Annotated in this window: 15 protein-coding genes; 11 read left to right on the top strand and 4 right to left on the bottom strand. The window is 72.4% G+C overall.

Annotated features, from left to right (window positions below):
• Window positions 1-51 precede the first annotated feature (51 nt).
• Together ACGFIM_RS38465 and ACGFIM_RS38460 are read left to right on the top strand one after the other, a co-directional pair.
• The gene (locus tag ACGFIM_RS38465) at window positions 52-729 is read left to right on the top strand and encodes an ABC transporter ATP-binding protein (RefSeq protein WP_393211513.1); all 678 of its coding nucleotides are present in this window, start codon (window positions 52-54) and stop codon (window positions 727-729) included.
• Entirely contained in the window at window positions 726-2,669 is a 1,944-nt protein-coding gene (locus ACGFIM_RS38460; RefSeq protein WP_393211510.1) for an FtsX-like permease family protein, read from the top strand. The genes ACGFIM_RS38465 and ACGFIM_RS38460 overlap by 4 nt, the downstream gene beginning before the upstream one ends.
• Before the next feature lie 22 nt (window positions 2,670-2,691).
• Here ACGFIM_RS38460 and ACGFIM_RS38455 read toward each other — a convergent pair whose 3' ends face one another.
• On the bottom strand, window positions 2,692-3,693 hold the full coding sequence (locus ACGFIM_RS38455; protein WP_393211507.1) for an LLM class F420-dependent oxidoreductase: 1,002 nt from the start codon (window positions 3,691-3,693) through the stop codon (window positions 2,692-2,694).
• A gap of 86 nt (window positions 3,694-3,779) precedes the next feature.
• Here ACGFIM_RS38455 and ACGFIM_RS38450 point away from each other — a divergent pair, with 86 nt between their 5' ends.
• Complete coding sequence (locus ACGFIM_RS38450) at window positions 3,780-5,207, top strand: sulfatase (protein ID WP_393211504.1); 1,428 nt, start codon at window positions 3,780-3,782, stop codon at window positions 5,205-5,207.
• Window positions 5,208-5,298: 91 nt separating this feature from the next.
• Here the strand turns inward: ACGFIM_RS38450 and ACGFIM_RS38445 are convergent, their stop codons facing one another.
• Window positions 5,299-5,997 (bottom strand): FadR/GntR family transcriptional regulator, encoded by a 699-nt coding sequence (locus tag ACGFIM_RS38445; protein ID WP_393211501.1) that lies wholly within the window; start codon window positions 5,995-5,997, stop codon window positions 5,299-5,301.
• An 80-nt stretch (window positions 5,998-6,077) separates the two neighbouring features.
• Here ACGFIM_RS38445 and ACGFIM_RS38440 point away from each other — a divergent pair, with 80 nt between their 5' ends.
• From ACGFIM_RS38440 to ACGFIM_RS38430, 3 genes are read left to right on the top strand one after another with little or no spacing between them, the layout of a single operon-like run.
• Complete coding sequence (locus ACGFIM_RS38440) at window positions 6,078-6,809, top strand: (Fe-S)-binding protein (protein WP_393211498.1); 732 nt, start codon at window positions 6,078-6,080, stop codon at window positions 6,807-6,809.
• Window positions 6,806-8,230, top strand: coding sequence for a lactate utilization protein B (locus ACGFIM_RS38435; protein WP_393211495.1), 1,425 nt, complete (start codon window positions 6,806-6,808; stop codon window positions 8,228-8,230). The genes ACGFIM_RS38440 and ACGFIM_RS38435 overlap by 4 nt, the downstream gene beginning before the upstream one ends.
• Window positions 8,227-8,793 carry a lactate utilization protein C gene (locus tag ACGFIM_RS38430; RefSeq protein WP_393211492.1) on the top strand — a complete coding sequence of 189 codons (567 nt, stop codon included), beginning with the start codon at window positions 8,227-8,229 and terminating at the stop codon, window positions 8,791-8,793. The genes ACGFIM_RS38435 and ACGFIM_RS38430 overlap by 4 nt, the downstream gene beginning before the upstream one ends.
• A 54-nt stretch (window positions 8,794-8,847) precedes the next feature.
• Here the strand turns inward: ACGFIM_RS38430 and ACGFIM_RS38425 are convergent, their stop codons facing one another.
• Window positions 8,848-9,861 carry a Vms1/Ankzf1 family peptidyl-tRNA hydrolase gene (locus tag ACGFIM_RS38425; RefSeq protein ID WP_393211489.1) on the bottom strand — a complete coding sequence of 338 codons (1,014 nt, stop codon included), beginning with the start codon at window positions 9,859-9,861 and terminating at the stop codon, window positions 8,848-8,850.
• A gap of 3 nt (window positions 9,862-9,864) precedes the next feature.
• Window positions 9,865-10,272: a DUF2795 domain-containing protein gene (locus tag ACGFIM_RS38420; protein ID WP_393211487.1), complete on the bottom strand. Its 408-nt coding sequence runs from the start codon at window positions 10,270-10,272 to the stop codon at window positions 9,865-9,867.
• Between the two features lie 78 nt (window positions 10,273-10,350).
• On the opposite strand from ACGFIM_RS38420, the gene ACGFIM_RS38415 reads away from it, so the two are divergent.
• From ACGFIM_RS38415 to cobA, 5 genes are all read left to right on the top strand, one after another.
• Window positions 10,351-11,430: a GNAT family N-acetyltransferase gene (locus tag ACGFIM_RS38415; protein ID WP_393211484.1), complete on the top strand. Its 1,080-nt coding sequence runs from the start codon at window positions 10,351-10,353 to the stop codon at window positions 11,428-11,430.
• A gap of 127 nt (window positions 11,431-11,557) precedes the next feature.
• Window positions 11,558-12,736 (top strand): precorrin-6Y C5,15-methyltransferase (decarboxylating) subunit CbiT, encoded by a 1,179-nt coding sequence (locus ACGFIM_RS38410; RefSeq protein ID WP_393211481.1) that lies wholly within the window; start codon window positions 11,558-11,560, stop codon window positions 12,734-12,736.
• Between the two features lie 69 nt (window positions 12,737-12,805).
• Window positions 12,806-13,651, top strand: coding sequence for a sirohydrochlorin chelatase (locus ACGFIM_RS38405; protein WP_393211478.1), 846 nt, complete (start codon window positions 12,806-12,808; stop codon window positions 13,649-13,651).
• Window positions 13,652-13,664: 13 nt separating this feature from the next.
• Complete coding sequence (cobT, locus tag ACGFIM_RS38400) at window positions 13,665-14,735, top strand: nicotinate-nucleotide--dimethylbenzimidazole phosphoribosyltransferase (RefSeq protein ID WP_393211475.1); 1,071 nt, start codon at window positions 13,665-13,667, stop codon at window positions 14,733-14,735.
• Window positions 14,736-14,958: 223 nt separating this feature from the next.
• Entirely contained in the window at window positions 14,959-16,191 is a 1,233-nt protein-coding gene (gene cobA, locus ACGFIM_RS38395) for a uroporphyrinogen-III C-methyltransferase (RefSeq protein ID WP_393211472.1), read from the top strand.
• Window positions 16,192-16,212 lie beyond the last annotated feature (21 nt).

The following is a 16,212-nucleotide window of genomic DNA, read 5'->3' as shown; positions in this document are numbered from 1 at the left end:
TGGACGCACGGCCGATCCCCGCGCACCGCCTTCCGAGGAAGGCTTGATGGCATGAACGAGGTACTTGTTGGACGGGCACTGACGAAGCGGTTCGGGCAGACGACCGCCCTCGCCGGCGTGGACATCACGGTCCAGGCGGGCGAAGCGGTGGCGATCATGGGACCGAGCGGGTCCGGCAAGTCCACCCTGCTGCACTGCCTGGCCGGGATCATGAAGCCGGACAGCGGCGAGGTGCACCTGCTCGGACAGCGCATCGACACCCTCGGCGAGCGCAAGCGCAGCGCCCTGCGGCGCACCCGCTTCGGCTTCGTCTTCCAGTTCGGCCAGCTCCTGCCGGAACTGCCCGCCGACGAGAACGTGGCGCTGCCGCTCATGCTGGGCGGCGTCCCCAGGGCGCAGGCCGTGAGCCAGGCCCGCGAGTGGTTCTGGCCGCTCGGCCTGCAGGGCATGGAGAGCAGGCGGCCCGGCGAGCTGTCCGGCGGCCAGGCCCAGCGGGTGGCCATCGCCAGGGCGCTGGTCACCAAGCCGGCCGTGGTCTTTGCCGACGAGCCCACGGGCTCGCTCGACCAGCAGACCGGCCAGGAGACCATGCGGCTGCTGGTGGAGGCGACCAAGCACAACGGCGCCAGCCTGCTCGTCGTCACCCACGACCCCAACGTGGCCTCCTGGTGCGACCGCACGGTCGAGGTCCGCGACGGCCGGCTGCTGCAGAGCGGAGCGATGGCATGAACCTCGATCTCACTTGGCGGCTGATCAAGGGTGGCGGGCGCAGGGGGATGCTCGGCACCTGGCTGACGTTCGGGGCGGTGGCGGTGGCGACGGCCCTGCTGCTGTTCGTGGTGGCGGCCAACCTCGCCTTCCAGGCCAGGGCCGAACGCAGCGCCTGGCGCAACCCGGTGCCGGCCGCGTCCGGCGCGACCCCGGTGGCGGTCGAGGCGCAGCGTTACGACTACGTACGCGACAAGAAGATCACCGTCATCGACCTGGCCGCGCTCGACGGCGCGCACCCGGAGCCGCCGCCCGGCCTGCCGCACTTCCCCAAGCCCGGTGAGGTGTGGCTGTCGCCCGCGCTCGCCGAGCTCGCCCGCGAGCTGCCCGCGAACGAGCTGGCCGACCGCTATCCCGGGCGCACGGGCGTGCTCGGCGACGAGGCGCTGGTCCACCCGGGCGAGCTGGTCGCGGTCTTCGGGCAGAAGCCGGACGCGCCCGCGATGACGGCGCAGCGCATCGACGACTGGGTGCAGTCCCGGCCGCCGGTCAAGGTCGCCAGCCTGGCCGGCGAGCCCAGCGAGGACGCGGTCGCCTACCAGTGGCTGTCGGCCATCGCCGGCGTGCTCATGGTGGTGCCGCTGCTGGTGTTCGGCGGGGCGGCGGCGCGGCTCACGGTGGCCAGGCGCGACAGCAGGCTGGCCGCGCTGCGGCTGGTCGGCGCCACGCCCGGCCAGGTCGTCGCGATGACCGTGACGGAGGCGGTGCTGGTCGCGCTGGGCGGCGCGCTCGCCGGAGCGGTCCTGTACGCGCTGTCGGTGCCGCTGCTCGCGCGGATCGAGATGCAGGGCGGCCCGTGGTTCGCCGGCGACCTGCTGCCCGGCCCGCTGACGTTGGCGGGGGTGCTGGTCGCGGTGCCGATCCTGGTCGGCCTGTCGGCCGTCGTCGGGCTGCGGCGGGTCGTGGTGAGCCCGCTCGGCGTGGCCAAGCGGGAGACACCGCCCGCCATGCGCTTCGTCCGCGTGCTCGCGCTGCTCGCCTCGCTCGCCGTCTTCCCGCTGCTGGGCGTGCAGACCAGCGTCACCGTCATCGTGATCGCGCTGGCCGTGGCGTTCCTGTGCATCAACCTGGCCGGTCCCTGGGTGGTCGGCATGATCGGCAGGATCGCGGCCGCGAGCGCGCGCCGCCCCGCCATGCTGCTGGCGGCCCGCAGGCTCGTGGACGACCCGCGCTCGGCCTGGCGCACGGTGAGCGGCGTCGCGCTGACCGGGTTCGTGGCAGGCTTCCTCGGCCTGCTCAGCCCGGGGGCGTTCGAGCAGGTCTCGGGGCCGCCGCAGCTCAGCGTGAACGTCACCGACGGCAGCCCCGCCCAGGTCGCCGAGCAGGCCCGCGACCGGCTGCGGGCGGCCGGCCTGACCGCCACCGTCGAGCAGCGCAAGGACGTGGTGGTCGCCGCCCTGGGCAGCGGGGCGGACGCGGCGGCCGTGGACAGGGCGCGCACCGCGCTGGCCGACCTCGTGCCCGGCCACACGCCCACCACACAGGAGGACAACCAGCGCTTCGGCTTCGACATCGTCGCCGACATCAGGGTCGGGACGATCGTGGTGCTGTCGGTGTCGTTCCTGGTGGCCGTCACCAGCTCGGGCATCACCGCGATGTCGTCGGTGCTGGACCGCAGGCAGACGTACGCGCTGCTGCGTCTGGCCGGCACGCCCCTGGAGGTGCTGGACAAGGCGCGCAGGTCGGAGACGCTGCTGCCGTTGATCGTGATGGGCGGCGGGTCGATCCTGACGGGCGTGTTCTGCGCCTGGCCGTTCATGCTCGGCGAGCCCAACCTGACCGGCGCGCTGACGCTGGCGGTGTGCGTGGTCGCGGGCTTCGCCGGGGTGCTCGGAGCGGGCGCGATGAGCCGGCCGCTGCTGCGCGCGGTCACCACCGACCCCGCGCCGCGCCCGGACTGACCCGCCCCGGCCGCTGAAGGGCTCAGCCGAGCACGAGGTCGCGGACGAGCTTCAGCGAGGGCTCGTCCCGCACCCCCATCACCAGCAGGGTGGTCACCGGGCTGCGGTGCCACAGCTCGAGGCGTTCCCTGATCCGGCCGGGCGGGCCGACGAGCGAGATGCCGTCGGCCAGCTCGTCCGGGATCGCGCGGAACGCCTCGTCCTTGCGTCCGGCCAGGTAGAGCGACTGGATGCGCTCGGCGGCCTCGGCGTAGCCCATGCGGCCGATGATGTCGGCGTGGAAGTTGCGCTGCCTGGCCCCCATGCCGCCGATGTAGAGGGTGAGCATGGTCTTGACGCCGTCGAGCGCGGCCCGCACGTCGTCGGAGATCACGACGAGCACCATGGCGGCCACGTCGAAGTCCGCGGGGGCCTTCGACAGGGCGTCGCCGTACATCTGCTCGATCTTCTCGGGGAACGCGAACAGCGGCAGCCAGCCCTGCGCCACCTCGGCGGCCAGCTCGACGTTCTTCGGCCCCTCCGCGCCCAGATAGACGGGGATGTCCTCGCGCAGCGGGTGGGTGATGAGCTTGAGCGGCTTGCCGAGGCCACCGGGCAGGGGCAGCGGGTAGTGCGGTCCCTCGCTGGTCACCGGCTCCTCGCGGCGCCAGACCTTGCGCATGATCTCGATGTACTCGCGGGTCCTGGCCAGCGGCTTGGCGAACGGCCGGCCGTACCAGCCCTCCACGACCTGCGGGCCCGACGCGCCCACGCCGAGCAGCAGCCGGCCGCCGGTGAGGTGGTCGAGGGTCATGGCGGTCATCGCCGTGGTGACCGGGGGACGGGCCGAGATCTGCGCAACCGAGGTGCCCAGCTTGATGCGCTTGGTACGCGCGCCGTACCAGGCGAGGGGCGTGAAGGCGTCGCTGCCGTAGGCCTCGGCGGTCCACACCGAGTCGTAGCCGAGGCGCTCGGCCGCGAGCACCGACTCGGTGGCGTCGTCGGCGTGGCGCTGCCAGTAGCCGAGGTTCAAGCCGAGCTTCATCGAGGACCACCTCCGGAATGAAGTTCCATTACCGCTGTGGTGGCCTTCACGTGTCAATGACGGATCCTCCGGGGAAGTCACACTCTGTGCTCAAGGCCCTGTGTCGACTCGCCTGCCTGCTGCTCGTGCTGCCGGCGGCCGAGCCCACCGTTGCCCAGAGCCAGTCGCGGCCCAACATCGTCGTCATCATGGCCGACGACCTCGAAAGCGGCACGCTGCAGCACTTCCCGAACATCACCCGCGAGCTCGTGCAGCAGGGCGCCACGTTCGACCGCCACTTCGTGACGAACTCCTGGTGCTGCCCGTCCCGCTCGTCGATCCTGCGCTCGCAGCACGTCCACAGCCACGGCGTGCTGACCAACACCGCTCCCGAGGGCGGGTTCCACCGCTTCCACGAGCTGGACCTGGAACGCTCCACGATCGGCACCTGGATGCAGCAGGCCGGCTACCGCACGGCGCTCATGGGCAAGTTCCTCAACCACTACCCGGGGGGCTCGGCGCCCGAGACGTACGTGCCGCCCGGCTGGAACGACTGGCGGGTCCCCGTACGCGCCCTGTACCAGGAGTACGGCTACCGTCTCAACGAGAACGGCACGCTGCGCGACTACGGATGGGGCGAGCGCGACTACCTGTCCGACGTGCTGGCGGGCTACGCCCGCGCCTTCATCAAGGCCTCGGACCAGCCGTTCTTCCTCTTCCTCAACCCGGTGGGCCCGCACAACCCGGCCAATCCCGCCTACCGGCACGCCGAGGCGTTCCCGACGGAGGCCGCGCCCCGCACCCCGTCGTTCAACCAGGACGACATCAGCGCCGAGCCGCTGTGGATGCAGATGCTGCCGCCCCTGTCGCGGCGGGCGAAGGCCGCCATCGACGAGCGCCACCGCACCAGGCTGCGCTCGATGCTCGGCGTGGACGACCTGGTCGGGTCGGTGCTGTCGGCGCTGCGCGAGTCCGGCAAGCTCGACAGCACGTACATCTTCTTCACCTCCGACAACGGCTTCCACCTCGGCACCCACCGGATCAAGCACGGCAAGACCACGCCGTTCGAGGAGGCGATCAGGGTGCCGCTCGTCGTCAGGGGGCCGGGCGTCGAGCCGGGCTCGACGATCACGCACATGACGGCCACGATCGACTTCGCGCCGACCATCGCCGAGCTGGGCGGGGCCACCGTGCCCGACTTCGCCGAGGGGCGCTCGCTGGTGCCGCTGCTGCGCGGGCAGCCGCCGCCGCAGTGGCGCAAACAGGTGCTGGTCGAGTTCGTCCGCCCGGCCAGCCGGGCGTCGGCCAGGCAGACGCCGGTGCCCGCCTACCAGGCGCTGCGCACCGAGCAGTACACGTACGTGCGGTACGAGACGGGGGAGCGGCAGCTCTACGACCTCGACGAGGACCCCTACCAGCTCGACAACCTCATCATGTCCGCCGACCTGTCGCTGCTGTCGCGGCTGGACCGGCGGCTGTCGGCGATGGTCTCCTGCTCGGGGGCGAGCTGCCGCCAGGCCGACATGGCCGAGTGAGCATCGGCCTGATGAGCATCGGCCCAGTGAGCATCGGCCTGATGAGCATCGGCCCAGTGAGAATCGGCCCAGTGAGAATCGGCAGGGCGTGTCAGGCGAAGAGCGTGGGGTAGGCGTGCGCCAGGTGCTCGGATACCGCTCTCGCCGCCTCGTCGGGGTCGCCGGACTCGATGGCCTCCAGGATGCGTACGTGGTCGGCGCGCAGGATCGAGATGTCGACGACCTGCCGCACCGCCTCCACCGAGTACTTGCGCATCGAGTCGCGCAGCGACCGCATGATGGCGGCGACGAGCCGGTTTCCCGAGGCGTCCGCGATCGCGCAATGGAAGGCCGTGTCGTGTTCAACGAACTGCTCGGGCGAGCCCGCCGAGTCCATCCCGGTCAGCGCCGCCGCCAGCTCCGATGTGTCGGCGCGGGCCGCGGCCGCGCGGGCGGCCGCCCATTGCTCGATCATGAGCCGGGTGTCGATGACCTCGCGCAGCTCGAGACCGGTCAGGCCGAGGTGCAGCCGCAGCAGGTCGCTCAGCGCCGCGTCGGGGCGCGAGGTGAGCACCGCGCCCGCGTCGGGGCCGCGCCCCACCTGGGAGGAGACCACGCCGAGGGTCTCCAGCACGCGCATGGCCTCGCGTACGGAGGAGCGGCTGACGCCGAGCTGCTCGGCGAGCTGGCGCTCGGCGGGCAGCCGGTCGCCCACGGTGAGCCCGTCCTCGGCGATGCGCCGTTCGATCTGGGCGAGCACGTCCTCGAACGTCCGCGTCCGCTTGACCGGACGCCAGCCGCTTACGTCCACGAGCCCTCCCTAGCCCGATATGAAGTATTCGACTATGGTCTGACCATTATGTGGTCAGACCATACCTTGGAAGGAGAGCCGTGCGAGTCGCCCTGTTCCTGACATGTGTGAACGACACGCTCTTCCCCGGAACCGGCAAGGCGGTCGTGTCACTGCTGCGCAGACTCGGCTGCGAAGTGGACTTCCCCGCCGCGCAGACCTGCTGCGGCCAGATGCACGTCAACACCGGCTACCGGACGGAGGGCGTACGGCTGGCGCGGCACTTCACCGAGGTGTTCGCCGGCTACGAGGCCGTGGTGATGCCGTCGGGATCGTGCGCGGCCATGGTGCGCGAGCAGTACCCGAAGCTGGTCGAACCCGGCAGCAAGGGGGCTGCGGCCATCGCCGAGGTCGTGCCCAAGGTGTACGAGCTGACGGAGTTCCTCATCGACGTTTTGAAGGTCGAGGACGTCGGCGCGTACTTCCCGCACCGGGTGACCTACCATCCGACCTGCCACTCGCTGCGCGGCCTGCACCTGGGCGACCGCCCCCTGCGGCTGCTGCGGAACGTGCGCGGCATCGACCTCGTCCCGCTGCCGGCCGCCGAGGAGTGCTGCGGCTTCGGCGGCACGTTCGCGGTGAAGAACCCGACGGTCTCGGCCGCCATGGGCGCCGACAAGACCCGTCACATCCTCGACACCGGCGCCGAGGTGCTGTGCGCGGCCGACAACTCCTGCCTGATGCACATCGGCGGCACACTGAGCCGCCAGCGGGCGGGCGTCAAGACCATGCATCTGGCGGAGATCCTCGCATCGACGGAGGAGGCCCAATGAGCGTCACCTTCATCGGGATGCCGCAGGCGTTCCCGAAGAAATCCGTGAAAGACGTTGAGAACGCACAGCTCCGCTTCAACCTCCGCAAGGCCACCCACACCATCAGGGAGAAGCGCGCCTCCGTCGTCGGGGAGCTGCCCGACTGGCAGGACCTGCGCGCCGCCGGCAAGGCCATCAAGGACCACACCCTGCGCAACCTCGACCGCTACCTGGTCCAGCTCGAGGAGGCGGTGACCCGCGCGGGCGGCACCGTCCACTGGGCCAGGGACGCCGCCGAGGCCAACCGCATCGTGGCCGACCTGGTCAAGGCCACCGGCGAGACCGAGGTGATCAAGGTCAAGTCGATGGCCACCCAGGAGATCGGGCTCAACGACGCCCTCGCCAAGGAGGGCATCACCGCATACGAGACCGACCTCGCCGAGCTGATCGTGCAGCTCGGCGACGACTACCCCAGCCACATCCTGGTTCCCGCGATCCACCGCAACCGCTCGGAGATCCGGGAGATCTTCCTCAAGAAGATGACCGAGGTCTCCGGCGACCTGTCCGACGAGCCGCGCGCGCTGACCGAGGCGGCCCGGCGGCACCTGCGCGAGCGCTTCCTCAAGAGCAAGGTCGCGATCTCCGGCGCCAACTTCATGGTGGCCGAGAGCGGCACCCTCGTCGTGCTGGAGTCGGAGGGCAACGGCCGCATGTGCCTGTCGCTGCCGGAGACGCTCATCAGCGTCGTCGGCATCGAGAAGCTGGTGCCGACCTGGCGCGATCTGGAGGTGTTCCTGCAGCTTCTGCCCAGGAGTTCCACCGGCGAGCGGATGAACCCGTACACGAGCACGTGGACGGGCTCCGTCGACGGCCAGGAGTTCCACCTGGTGCTGCTCGACAACGGCCGCACCGACGTGCTCGCCGACGAGGTGGGCCGCCAGGCGCTGCGCTGCATCCGCTGCTCGGCCTGCCTCAACGTGTGCCCCGTCTACGAGCGCGCAGGCGGCCACGCGTACGGCTCGCCCTACCCCGGCCCGATCGGCGCGATCCTCACCCCGCAGCTCAGGGGCATGCACACCGACCTGGACGCCTCGCTGCCGTTCGCCTCCAGCCTGTGCGGCGCCTGCTACGAGGTGTGCCCGGTCGCCATCGACATCCCGTCGGTCCTGGTGGACCTGCGCGCCAAGGCGCCGCACGCGGCGGCCGAGAAGGCCGCGATGGCAGTGGCGGGCCGGGTGCTGGAGAACCCCCGGCTCCTGGCGCAGGCGCAGCGCGCGGCCTCCCGCATGCGCAGGCTCGTCCCCAGGCGGCTTCCCGGGCCCCTGTCGGCGTGGACCGACACCAGGGACCTGCCGGACATCCCGGCCGAGCCGTTCAGGGACTGGTGGCAGCGCACCGGCGGCGGCCAGAGCGACGGGCAGCACAAGAAGGAGGAGCGGTGAGCGCGCGAGAGGAGATCCTCGCCAGGATCGGCAAGGCCGTCGCGGGGGCGCCCGACGTCGAGATCCCCCGCGGCTACCGCACCGACCGGCAGGCGGACGACAGGGAGGCGCTGGCGCGGCTGTTCGCCGAGCGAGTGGGCGACTACCGGGCCGTCGTGCACGTCGTGCCCGCGGCCGACGTGCCGGCCGAGATCGACGCGTGCCTGGGCGAGAAGAAGATCTTCGTCCCGGAGGGCTTCGACCGCGAGGGCGGCTGGCCGGACCTGCGCACCGCCGACGGCGTCGTCACCGGCTGCGCCGTCGGCATCGCCGAGACCGGCACCATCGTCCTCGACCACGGCCCCGGTCAGGGCACGCGGGCGGAGACGCTGCTGCCCGACTATCACCTGTGCGTGGTGCGCGCCGACCAGATCGTGCCCGGCGTGCCCGAGGCGATCGCCAGGCTCGACCCGTCGCGGCCGCAGACGTGGATCAGCGGCCCCTCCGCGACCAGCGACATCGAGCTGGACCGGGTGGAGGGCGTGCACGGCCCGCGCACCCTGGAAGTCATCGTCGGCATCTGAGCGCCCGGACCAGGGCGCTCAGCGCTCAGGTGCCGCTTGCGTGCACTGCGGCCGTCAGTACCTGAGCACCGCCGCGACGTCGTCCACGGCGTCGGTGAACCACACCTCGGCGTCCGTCATCGCGGCCGCCCTGATCAGCGCGGAGTCGGCGCGCTCGCGCATTGGCTCCGTCACACCCCAGTGGCGCAGCTCGCCGGGGTCGGTGCCCACCTGGGTGCCGGCCTCGCCGACCCAGACCGGCTTCGGCACCTCGCCGGGCATCAGCACCGCGTGCACGCGGCCCTCGCGCAGCGCCTTCGCCACGTGGCACGGCCCGGTGGGCGCGTCCGTCTCCTGGTGGCGTTCGAGCAGCTCGGCGCAGCGGTGGGCGAGCCACTCGTCGAGCGCGCGCTCCACGTCCCGCTCGAACTGCCCATGGTCCTCGCGGCTGCCGTGCTCGACGATCTTGACCCGGTCGGCCGCCTGCGTGCTGAGATGCTGCAGCAGGTACGCGCGCGACCTCGGCTGCCCGGCCACCAGCACCAGCTCGGCGCCGATCCTGCGCACCTGCCGGTCGATCTCCTGGGCCACGGCCACCGCGTTCTTCTCCCAGGTCTCCTCGACGGCCCGCTCGTAGCGGCGCTGCGACCAGCCGCCCTGCGAGGTCTTCTGCAGCGGCCAGGACTCGCCCTCCACCGTCGTACGGCGCGGCGCGCCCTCGCCGAACACGGTCACCTCGGCCCCCGCGTGGTCCACGATGACCCGGATGTGCGGCACGTTCTCGCCGCGCCGCATCAGCATCGGCGTCACGTGCGGCAGCGGCGTGTAGGTCACCAGGTCGGACGGCGGCTCCTCCAGCGACTCCGCGAACACGACCGAGCCGTCCGTGGCGAACAGCGCCCGCCCGGCGGCCGCCTGCAGCGCCTCCTCCTCCAAGGCCTCCATCGTGGCCTCGTCGACCTCGTGATCGAGCCGGTCGCGGACGGCACGCCAGTGGGCCTTGCGCTCGGCGGCGGTGAGCGCGCCCAGGTAGACCGACGCGTACGGGCCGGGACGGTCGTACAGGTGGCGGATGAAGTCGAGCCGCACGTTCTAGTACCTCCGCTGCTCCACGCCGAGGCCCAGGGCCTTGGCGATGTCGGCCATGTTCCTGTAGTCGCGGTCGGGCAGGGACTCCACCATGTCGAGCACGGAGTCGGGAGCGCCTTCCCGCCGGGCGCGGTCCAGCAGCTCGCTCTTGGACGCCGGCCAGTGCGTGGTGTCGCTGAGCCACTTCGCCAGCTCGCTGCGGACGTCCACGTCGTGCGGAGTCATGCCCTGCGGGACACCGGGCGCGTGGCCGGGCGCGTACGACGGGGTCTCCTCGCCGGGCGACGGCATGGCCTCGGGCTCCTTCCACTCCTCGGCGTGCGTCGTGCCGCCGCCGCGCACCAGGCCCTCGGTCTCGTGCTTCTGCTCTTCGTCCAGGCGCGGGCCGTGCTTGGCGCTCCCACGTTCCATGGTTCCCACACTCCTTTCAAGCCCGGCCCCTACCCCCGCTTTCGTGGGCAAACATCGCGGCTGTGTACCCTGCCCAGCGTGTTCGACCCCGATGTGCGCATCTCCACGGCACGGCTGACACTGCGGCCGTTCGGCCCTGAGGACGCGCCCAGGATCCGCAAGATCGTCTCCTCGGGCGCGCGGTTCCTGCCGCCCGGAGCACCCGTCAAGACCGGCGGAGTCGATCACTGGCTGCGGCACGGCGTCCACGAGCTGCGCCGCAGCGGGCAGGGCATCCACCTCGCCATGACCGACGCGGAAGGGCTCATCGTCGGCGCGATCAGCCTGTTCAAGACCTCGTGGAGCACCGGCACCACCGAGGTCGGCTACGGCGTGCACCCGCTGTACCGGGGCCGCGGCTTCGCCACCGAGGCGGTGCGCGGGCTGACGAAGTGGGTGTTCGAGAAGGTCGGGCTGCGCCGCGTCGAGCTGACCGCGAACCTGGACAACCTCGCCTCGCTCGCCGTCGCCCGCAAAGCGGGCTTCACCTGGGAAGGCGTCATCCGCGAAGGCGTGCTGGACGACGACGGAACCCACGACCTCGTGGTCTTCGGCCTGCTGCGCACCGACAGCCCCGCTCCCGGTCCCATGCTGCCCAAGGACGACCTGCTCACCCCGCGGCTGCACCTGCGCCCCCAGGAGCTCCGCGACGCGCCGCACCTGGCCGCCACCGGCGCGGACCCGCTCACCCAGGAGTTCACCGGCGTCCCGCGCGGCTACACCGAAGAGCACGCCCGCGCCTACATCGCGCACGCCGAACGCCGGCGCATCCGCGGCCTCGGCATCGCCTGGACCGCCGAGGAGCTCGTCACCGGCCGGTACGCGGTCAACATCGACCTGCGCGACCTCGACTGGAACAACAGGACCGCCGAGGTCGGCTACATGACCGCGCCCTGGGCCCGCGGCAACGGCTACGCCGCCGAGGCCGTGCGGGCCGTGGCCCGCTGGCTGTTCGACCGGCACGGCTTCGCCCGGCTCCAGCTGCGCGCCGCCACCGTCAACACCGCCTCCCAGCGGGTCGCCGAGAAGGCCGGCTTCGTCCGCGAGGGCGTCGCCCGCTCGTCCCTGGCCGGAGAGGACCTGGTCGTCTACAGCCTCATCCCCTCGGACCTCACCTGATCGGATCCGGCCCGAACGGACGGCCTCATCCCCTCGGACCTGGCCCGCAGGCACGGCGGACTGACCTCGCCACCCTTTGTGAAACCCCTCCGCAGCCGTCACCCTTGAAGTGAGGACGGTGAGGCGCATGATCACGGTTGTCGGCTGGGACGGATCCGAGCTGTCGGCCAAGGCGGTGACCAAGCTGCACGAGGCGGGGCTCGTCATCGGCCCCGACGCCATCCTCGGGCGGCTCAAGCTGAACGCGGCGACCACGGGAGACGGCGCGCTGCTGCAGACCATCGACGACCATCTCGAACGCGGCGAAGGGCCCGCGGTCGTGCTCGCGCCCGGCGACCCCGGCTTCTTCGGCGTCGTCCGCGACCTGCGCGCACACGGGCTCAAACCGGACGTCCTGCCCGCCGCATCGCTCGTCGGCCGCGCCTTCGCCGGCGCCGGGATGCACTGGGACGACGCGCTGGTCGTCGCGCCGTCAGGCCCCGAGCAGCTCGCCCGCGTGGTCAACGCCTGCCGCGCCCACCCCAAGGTCGCCCTGATCGTCGCGCCCGGCGTCGGCCCCGCCGAGATCGCCAGGGAGCTGGCGCCCACCACGCCGCGCGCCCTGATCGTCTGCGAGGACCTCGGCGGCCCCGACGAGCGCGTCGTCCACAGCCGCATGGGCGAGGCCACCACAAGGCCGTGGAAGGATCCCCAGGTGGTGCTCGTCATCGACCCGCTGCACCGGCCCGGGGAACGCGGCTGGGTGGCGGGCGCCCAGCCGGGGCCGCGGGAATGGGCGCTGGCGTTCGGCGGCCACGTCATGCCGCCGGAGGTCAGGGCGTACGTGCTGGCCAAGCTGGGGCCGCGCCTCGGCGACCTGGTCTGGGACGTCGGCGCGGGCGTCGGAGAGGTCGCCGTCGAGTGCGCGCGGCTCGGCGCGGCGGTCGTGGCCGTGGAACGCGACGAGGCCCGCTGCGCGGAACTGCGCCGCAACGTGCTCGCGCACGGCGTGAAGGTGGCGCTCACCAGAGGGCAGGCGCCGCCCGCCCTGGAGCCGCTGCCCGACCCCGACGCCGTCTTCGTCGGCGGCGGCGGGCTCGACGTGATCGACGCCTGCGCCGCCCGGCGGCCGCGCACGCTCGTCTGCGCGCTGCGCAAGGTCGAGCAGGTGCCCGCCGTGCTCGACCGGCTGCGCGAGCAGGGCTACCGGGGCGAGGGCACGCAGATCCTGGCCTCGCGGCTCAGCGTCGAACCCGACGGCGCACACGGCCTGACCCCGGCCGACCCCGTCTTCGTCGTGCACGCGCGGCCCGCCCACACAGCGTGACCTGTTCCCTACCGGCGCCCATCGGTTATCCTCGCGTGTCTTTGTCCACCGCATCGGAGATCCCCCACGATGAAGCCACCGCTCCTGCTGATCGGGCAGGGCTCCCAGGACGACGCCTACGCCGCCGAGTTCGGCAGGTTCGTACACCGCCTGCGCTGCCGCCTCGACCAGACCGGCGCCGACGTCTCGGGTGGCTACCTCGAGCGGGCCACGCCCCGGCTGAGCGACTCCATCGCCTCCCTGGTCGCGAGGGGGCACCACAGGCTCGTCGCGCTGCCGCTGAGCCTGAGCAGGATGGGCGAGGAGTTCTCCGCCGCGATGGCCCTGGAGCAGCAGCGCCACCCCACGCTGGTCTACGACTACTGCCGCCCGCTCGGCCCCGACCCGCGCGTGCTCGCCCTGCTGGCCGAGCGGCTCAACGAGGCGGCCGCCGAGATCTCCAGGCCGCGCGCGCTGGAGCTGGCCGGCGCGCGGCCCCGGCTGCGCGCCGTCGACTCCTCGCCGTCTGAGGACCCGCACGCCCACGTCGAGCCGGGAGAGACCGCGGTCGTCCTGGTCGGCGAGGGCTCGACCGACGCCACCGCCAACGCCGATATCCACCGCGTCTCCCGGCTGTTCTGGGAGACGCACGCCTACGACTTCATGACCGTCGAGACCGCGTTCGTCTCCGTCACCCCGCCCGGCGTGCCCGGCGGGCTCGAACGCTGCCGCCGGCTGGGCGCCAAGCGCGTCATCGTGGTGCCCTACCTGCTGTTCGCCGGCGGGCTGCTGGAGCGCGTGTGGGCGCAGGCGCTGGCGTACGGCGCCGGGCACCCCGATCTCGACATCCGCTGCGCCGAGGTGATCGGCGACTGCGAAACCCTCGCCGACGTCGTCATCGACCGATACGAGGAAGCACTCCAGCTCGTCCCGTAAGTGGAGGTTTTTCGTGCTCGCCGAGACGCTCGCCGACATCCGGCCCGCCGACCCGCAGGCGCTCGCGGACGCCCGCGCGCACCACGACCGCCTCACCAAGCCGCGCGGCTCGCTCGGCGCGCTCGAAGAGGTCGCGATCCGCCTCGCGGGCGCGGCGGGCGTCAGCCCGCCGCCCATGCCCGAGCCGGCCGCCCTGGCCATCTTCGCCGCCGACCACGGCGTGCACGCGCGCGGCGTCAGCCCGTGGCCGCAGGAGGTGACCGTGCAGATGGTCGCCAACTTCCTGAACGGCGGCGCGGTCGCCAACGCCTTCGCCGCCCAGGCGGGAGCCTCGGTGACGGTGGTGGACGTCGGGGTCGCGGCCGACCTGCCCGACGCGCCCGGCCTCATCAACCGCAAGATCGCGTACGGCACCGCCGACCTGTCGCAGGGCCCCGCCATGACCGTCGACCAGGCCGTCAGAGGGCTGGAGACGGGCATCCAGGTCGCCAGGGACCTCGTCTCCGGCGGCGCCCGCTGCCTCATCACCGGCGACATGGGCATCGCCAACACCACCGCCTCCGCTGCCCTCGTCTCCGCCTTCACCGGCAGGGACCCCGGCGAGGTGACCGGGCGGGGCACCGGCATCGACGACGCGACGTACGAGCTGAAGGTCGGCATCGTCCGCCAGGCCATGCGCAGGCACGCGCTCGCCGACGTGGCCTGCTCGCCCAGCGAGTCGCTGCGGGCGCTCGCCGCCGTGGGCGGGTTCGAGCACGCCGCCATCGCCGGGTTCATCCTCGGCGGTGCCGCGCTGCGCGTGCCGGTCATCCTCGACGGCGTCATCTCCGGCGCCGCCGCGCTCGTCGCCGCCGCCCTCGACCCGGCCGTGATCGACCACTGCGTGGCCGGCCACCGTTCCGCCGAGCCCGGGCACGCGGCCGCGCTCGACCACCTCGGCCTGCGCCCGATCATGGACCTGGAGCTGCGGCTCGGCGAGGGCACGGGCGGGCTGCTCGCGCATCCGACGGTGTGCGCGGCGGTACGGGTGCTGCACGAGGTGGCGACGTTCGACTCGGCCGGGGTGACCGAGAAGCAGGTCTGACCTCGGGGACCCGGACGGGCCGTTCACCCGGGCAACCTGCGGGGGCGGGTTATCCTGGGGGCCTGACAGCGATGGCCGGACGCCGTGGTCATGACGAAGGCGGGCCTCGCGGGAAGGCGCGGGGATCGCAGAAACGGCCGTTAACGTGTGCGCAGCAAATGACACAGGCGAAGCCGGTAGGTTTACCTCTTAACACAACCTTCGCGAACGGGAGATTCCCCCCATGGGTCCCTACCTCCTCGGCCTGCGGCTTACCGGCCGCCGGGTCCTCGTCGTTGGCGGCGGCCGCGTCGCCCAGCGCCGGGTGCCCGCGCTGCTAGAGGCCGGTGCGGAGGTCACGGTCGTCTCGCCGTCCGTCACGCCGGCGCTCGACGACCTGATCGCCGCGGGAAGGGTCACGTGGCACGCCCGGCCCTACGAGGTCGGCGACTGCGACGGGGCCTGGCTCGTACAGGCGTGCACCGACGACCGCTCGGTCAACACGGCGGTCGCCGCCGAGGCGGAGGCCAAGCGCGTGTGGTGCGTGCGCGCCGATGACAAGGACGCCTCCGCCGCCTGGACCCCCGCCACCGGGCGGGTCGACGAGATCAGCGTGGCCGTCACCGCGGGCGGCGACCCGCGCAGGGCCGCCGGCATCCGCGACGCCGTCGTCGGCGCGCTGCGCGACGGCACCGTCGACGCCCGGCGAAACCGCACCAAACCCGTCGGCGTCGCCCTCGTCGGCGGCGGCCCCGGCGACCCCGGCCTCATCACCGTGCGCGGACGCCAGCTCCTCGCCCAGGCCGACGTCGTCGTCGCCGACCGCCTCGCGCCCCGCGCCCTGCTCGACGAGCTCGCCCCCGACGTCGAGCTCATCGACGCCGCCAAGGTCCCCTACGGCCGCTCGCTGCCCCAGGAGACCATCAACGAGCTGCTCGTGGACCGCGCCAGGCAGGGCAAGTTCGTGGTCCGGCTCAAGGGCGGCGACTCGTTCGTGTTCGGGCGGGGCGGCGAGGAGCTTCTCGCCTGCGCCGAAGCCGGCATTCCGGTGACCATCGTGCCCGGCCTCACCAGCGCCGTCGCCGTGCCCGCCGCGGCCGGCGTACCCGTCACCCATCGCGGGGTGAGCCAGGAGTTCCACGTCATCTCCGTCCACGTCGCGCCCGACGACCCCCGCTCCACCGTCGACTGGCCCGCGCTGGCGCGTTCTCACGGCACGCTGGTGTTGCTGATGGCGCTCGAACGCCTCCCGAAAGTCGCAGAAGCGCTCATCCGTGACGGACGTTCGCCGGAGACTCCCGTAATGGTGGTGCAGGACGGTACCCTTCCGACCCAGCGGGCGGTCACCGCTTCGCTTTCCACCGTGGCCGACCGCGTGTCCGCGGCTGGGATCCGGCCTCCGGCGATCGTCATCGTCGGCGACGTCGTGAGGATCGGCCAGGAGGTCGAGATGGTTCGAGCGGAGCGCTTGCCGTGAACACGGCCATGGATGACGGGC

The organism is Nonomuraea sp. NPDC049309 (assembly GCF_043196965.1).
Taxonomy (GTDB): domain Bacteria; phylum Actinomycetota; class Actinomycetes; order Streptosporangiales; family Streptosporangiaceae; genus Nonomuraea; species Nonomuraea fastidiosa.
This window is presented reverse-complemented; position numbering and strand designations above follow the sequence as displayed.

Coding starts and splice junctions, on each gene's coding strand:
- ACGFIM_RS38435 (WP_393211495.1), top strand. CDS start 6,806: ATGAGCGTCACCTTCATCGGGATGCCGCAGGCGTTCCCGAAGAAATCC.
- ACGFIM_RS38455 (WP_393211507.1), bottom strand. CDS start 3,693: ATGAAGCTCGGCTTGAACCTCGGCTACTGGCAGCGCCACGCCGACGAC.
- ACGFIM_RS38420 (WP_393211487.1), bottom strand. CDS start 10,272: ATGGAACGTGGGAGCGCCAAGCACGGCCCGCGCCTGGACGAAGAGCAG.
- ACGFIM_RS38465 (WP_393211513.1), top strand. CDS start 52: ATGAACGAGGTACTTGTTGGACGGGCACTGACGAAGCGGTTCGGGCAG.
- ACGFIM_RS38410 (WP_393211481.1), top strand. CDS start 11,558: ATGATCACGGTTGTCGGCTGGGACGGATCCGAGCTGTCGGCCAAGGCG.
- ACGFIM_RS38405 (WP_393211478.1), top strand. CDS start 12,806: ATGAAGCCACCGCTCCTGCTGATCGGGCAGGGCTCCCAGGACGACGCC.
- cobA (WP_393211472.1), top strand. CDS start 14,959: ATGGGTCCCTACCTCCTCGGCCTGCGGCTTACCGGCCGCCGGGTCCTC.
- ACGFIM_RS38460 (WP_393211510.1), top strand. CDS start 726: ATGAACCTCGATCTCACTTGGCGGCTGATCAAGGGTGGCGGGCGCAGG.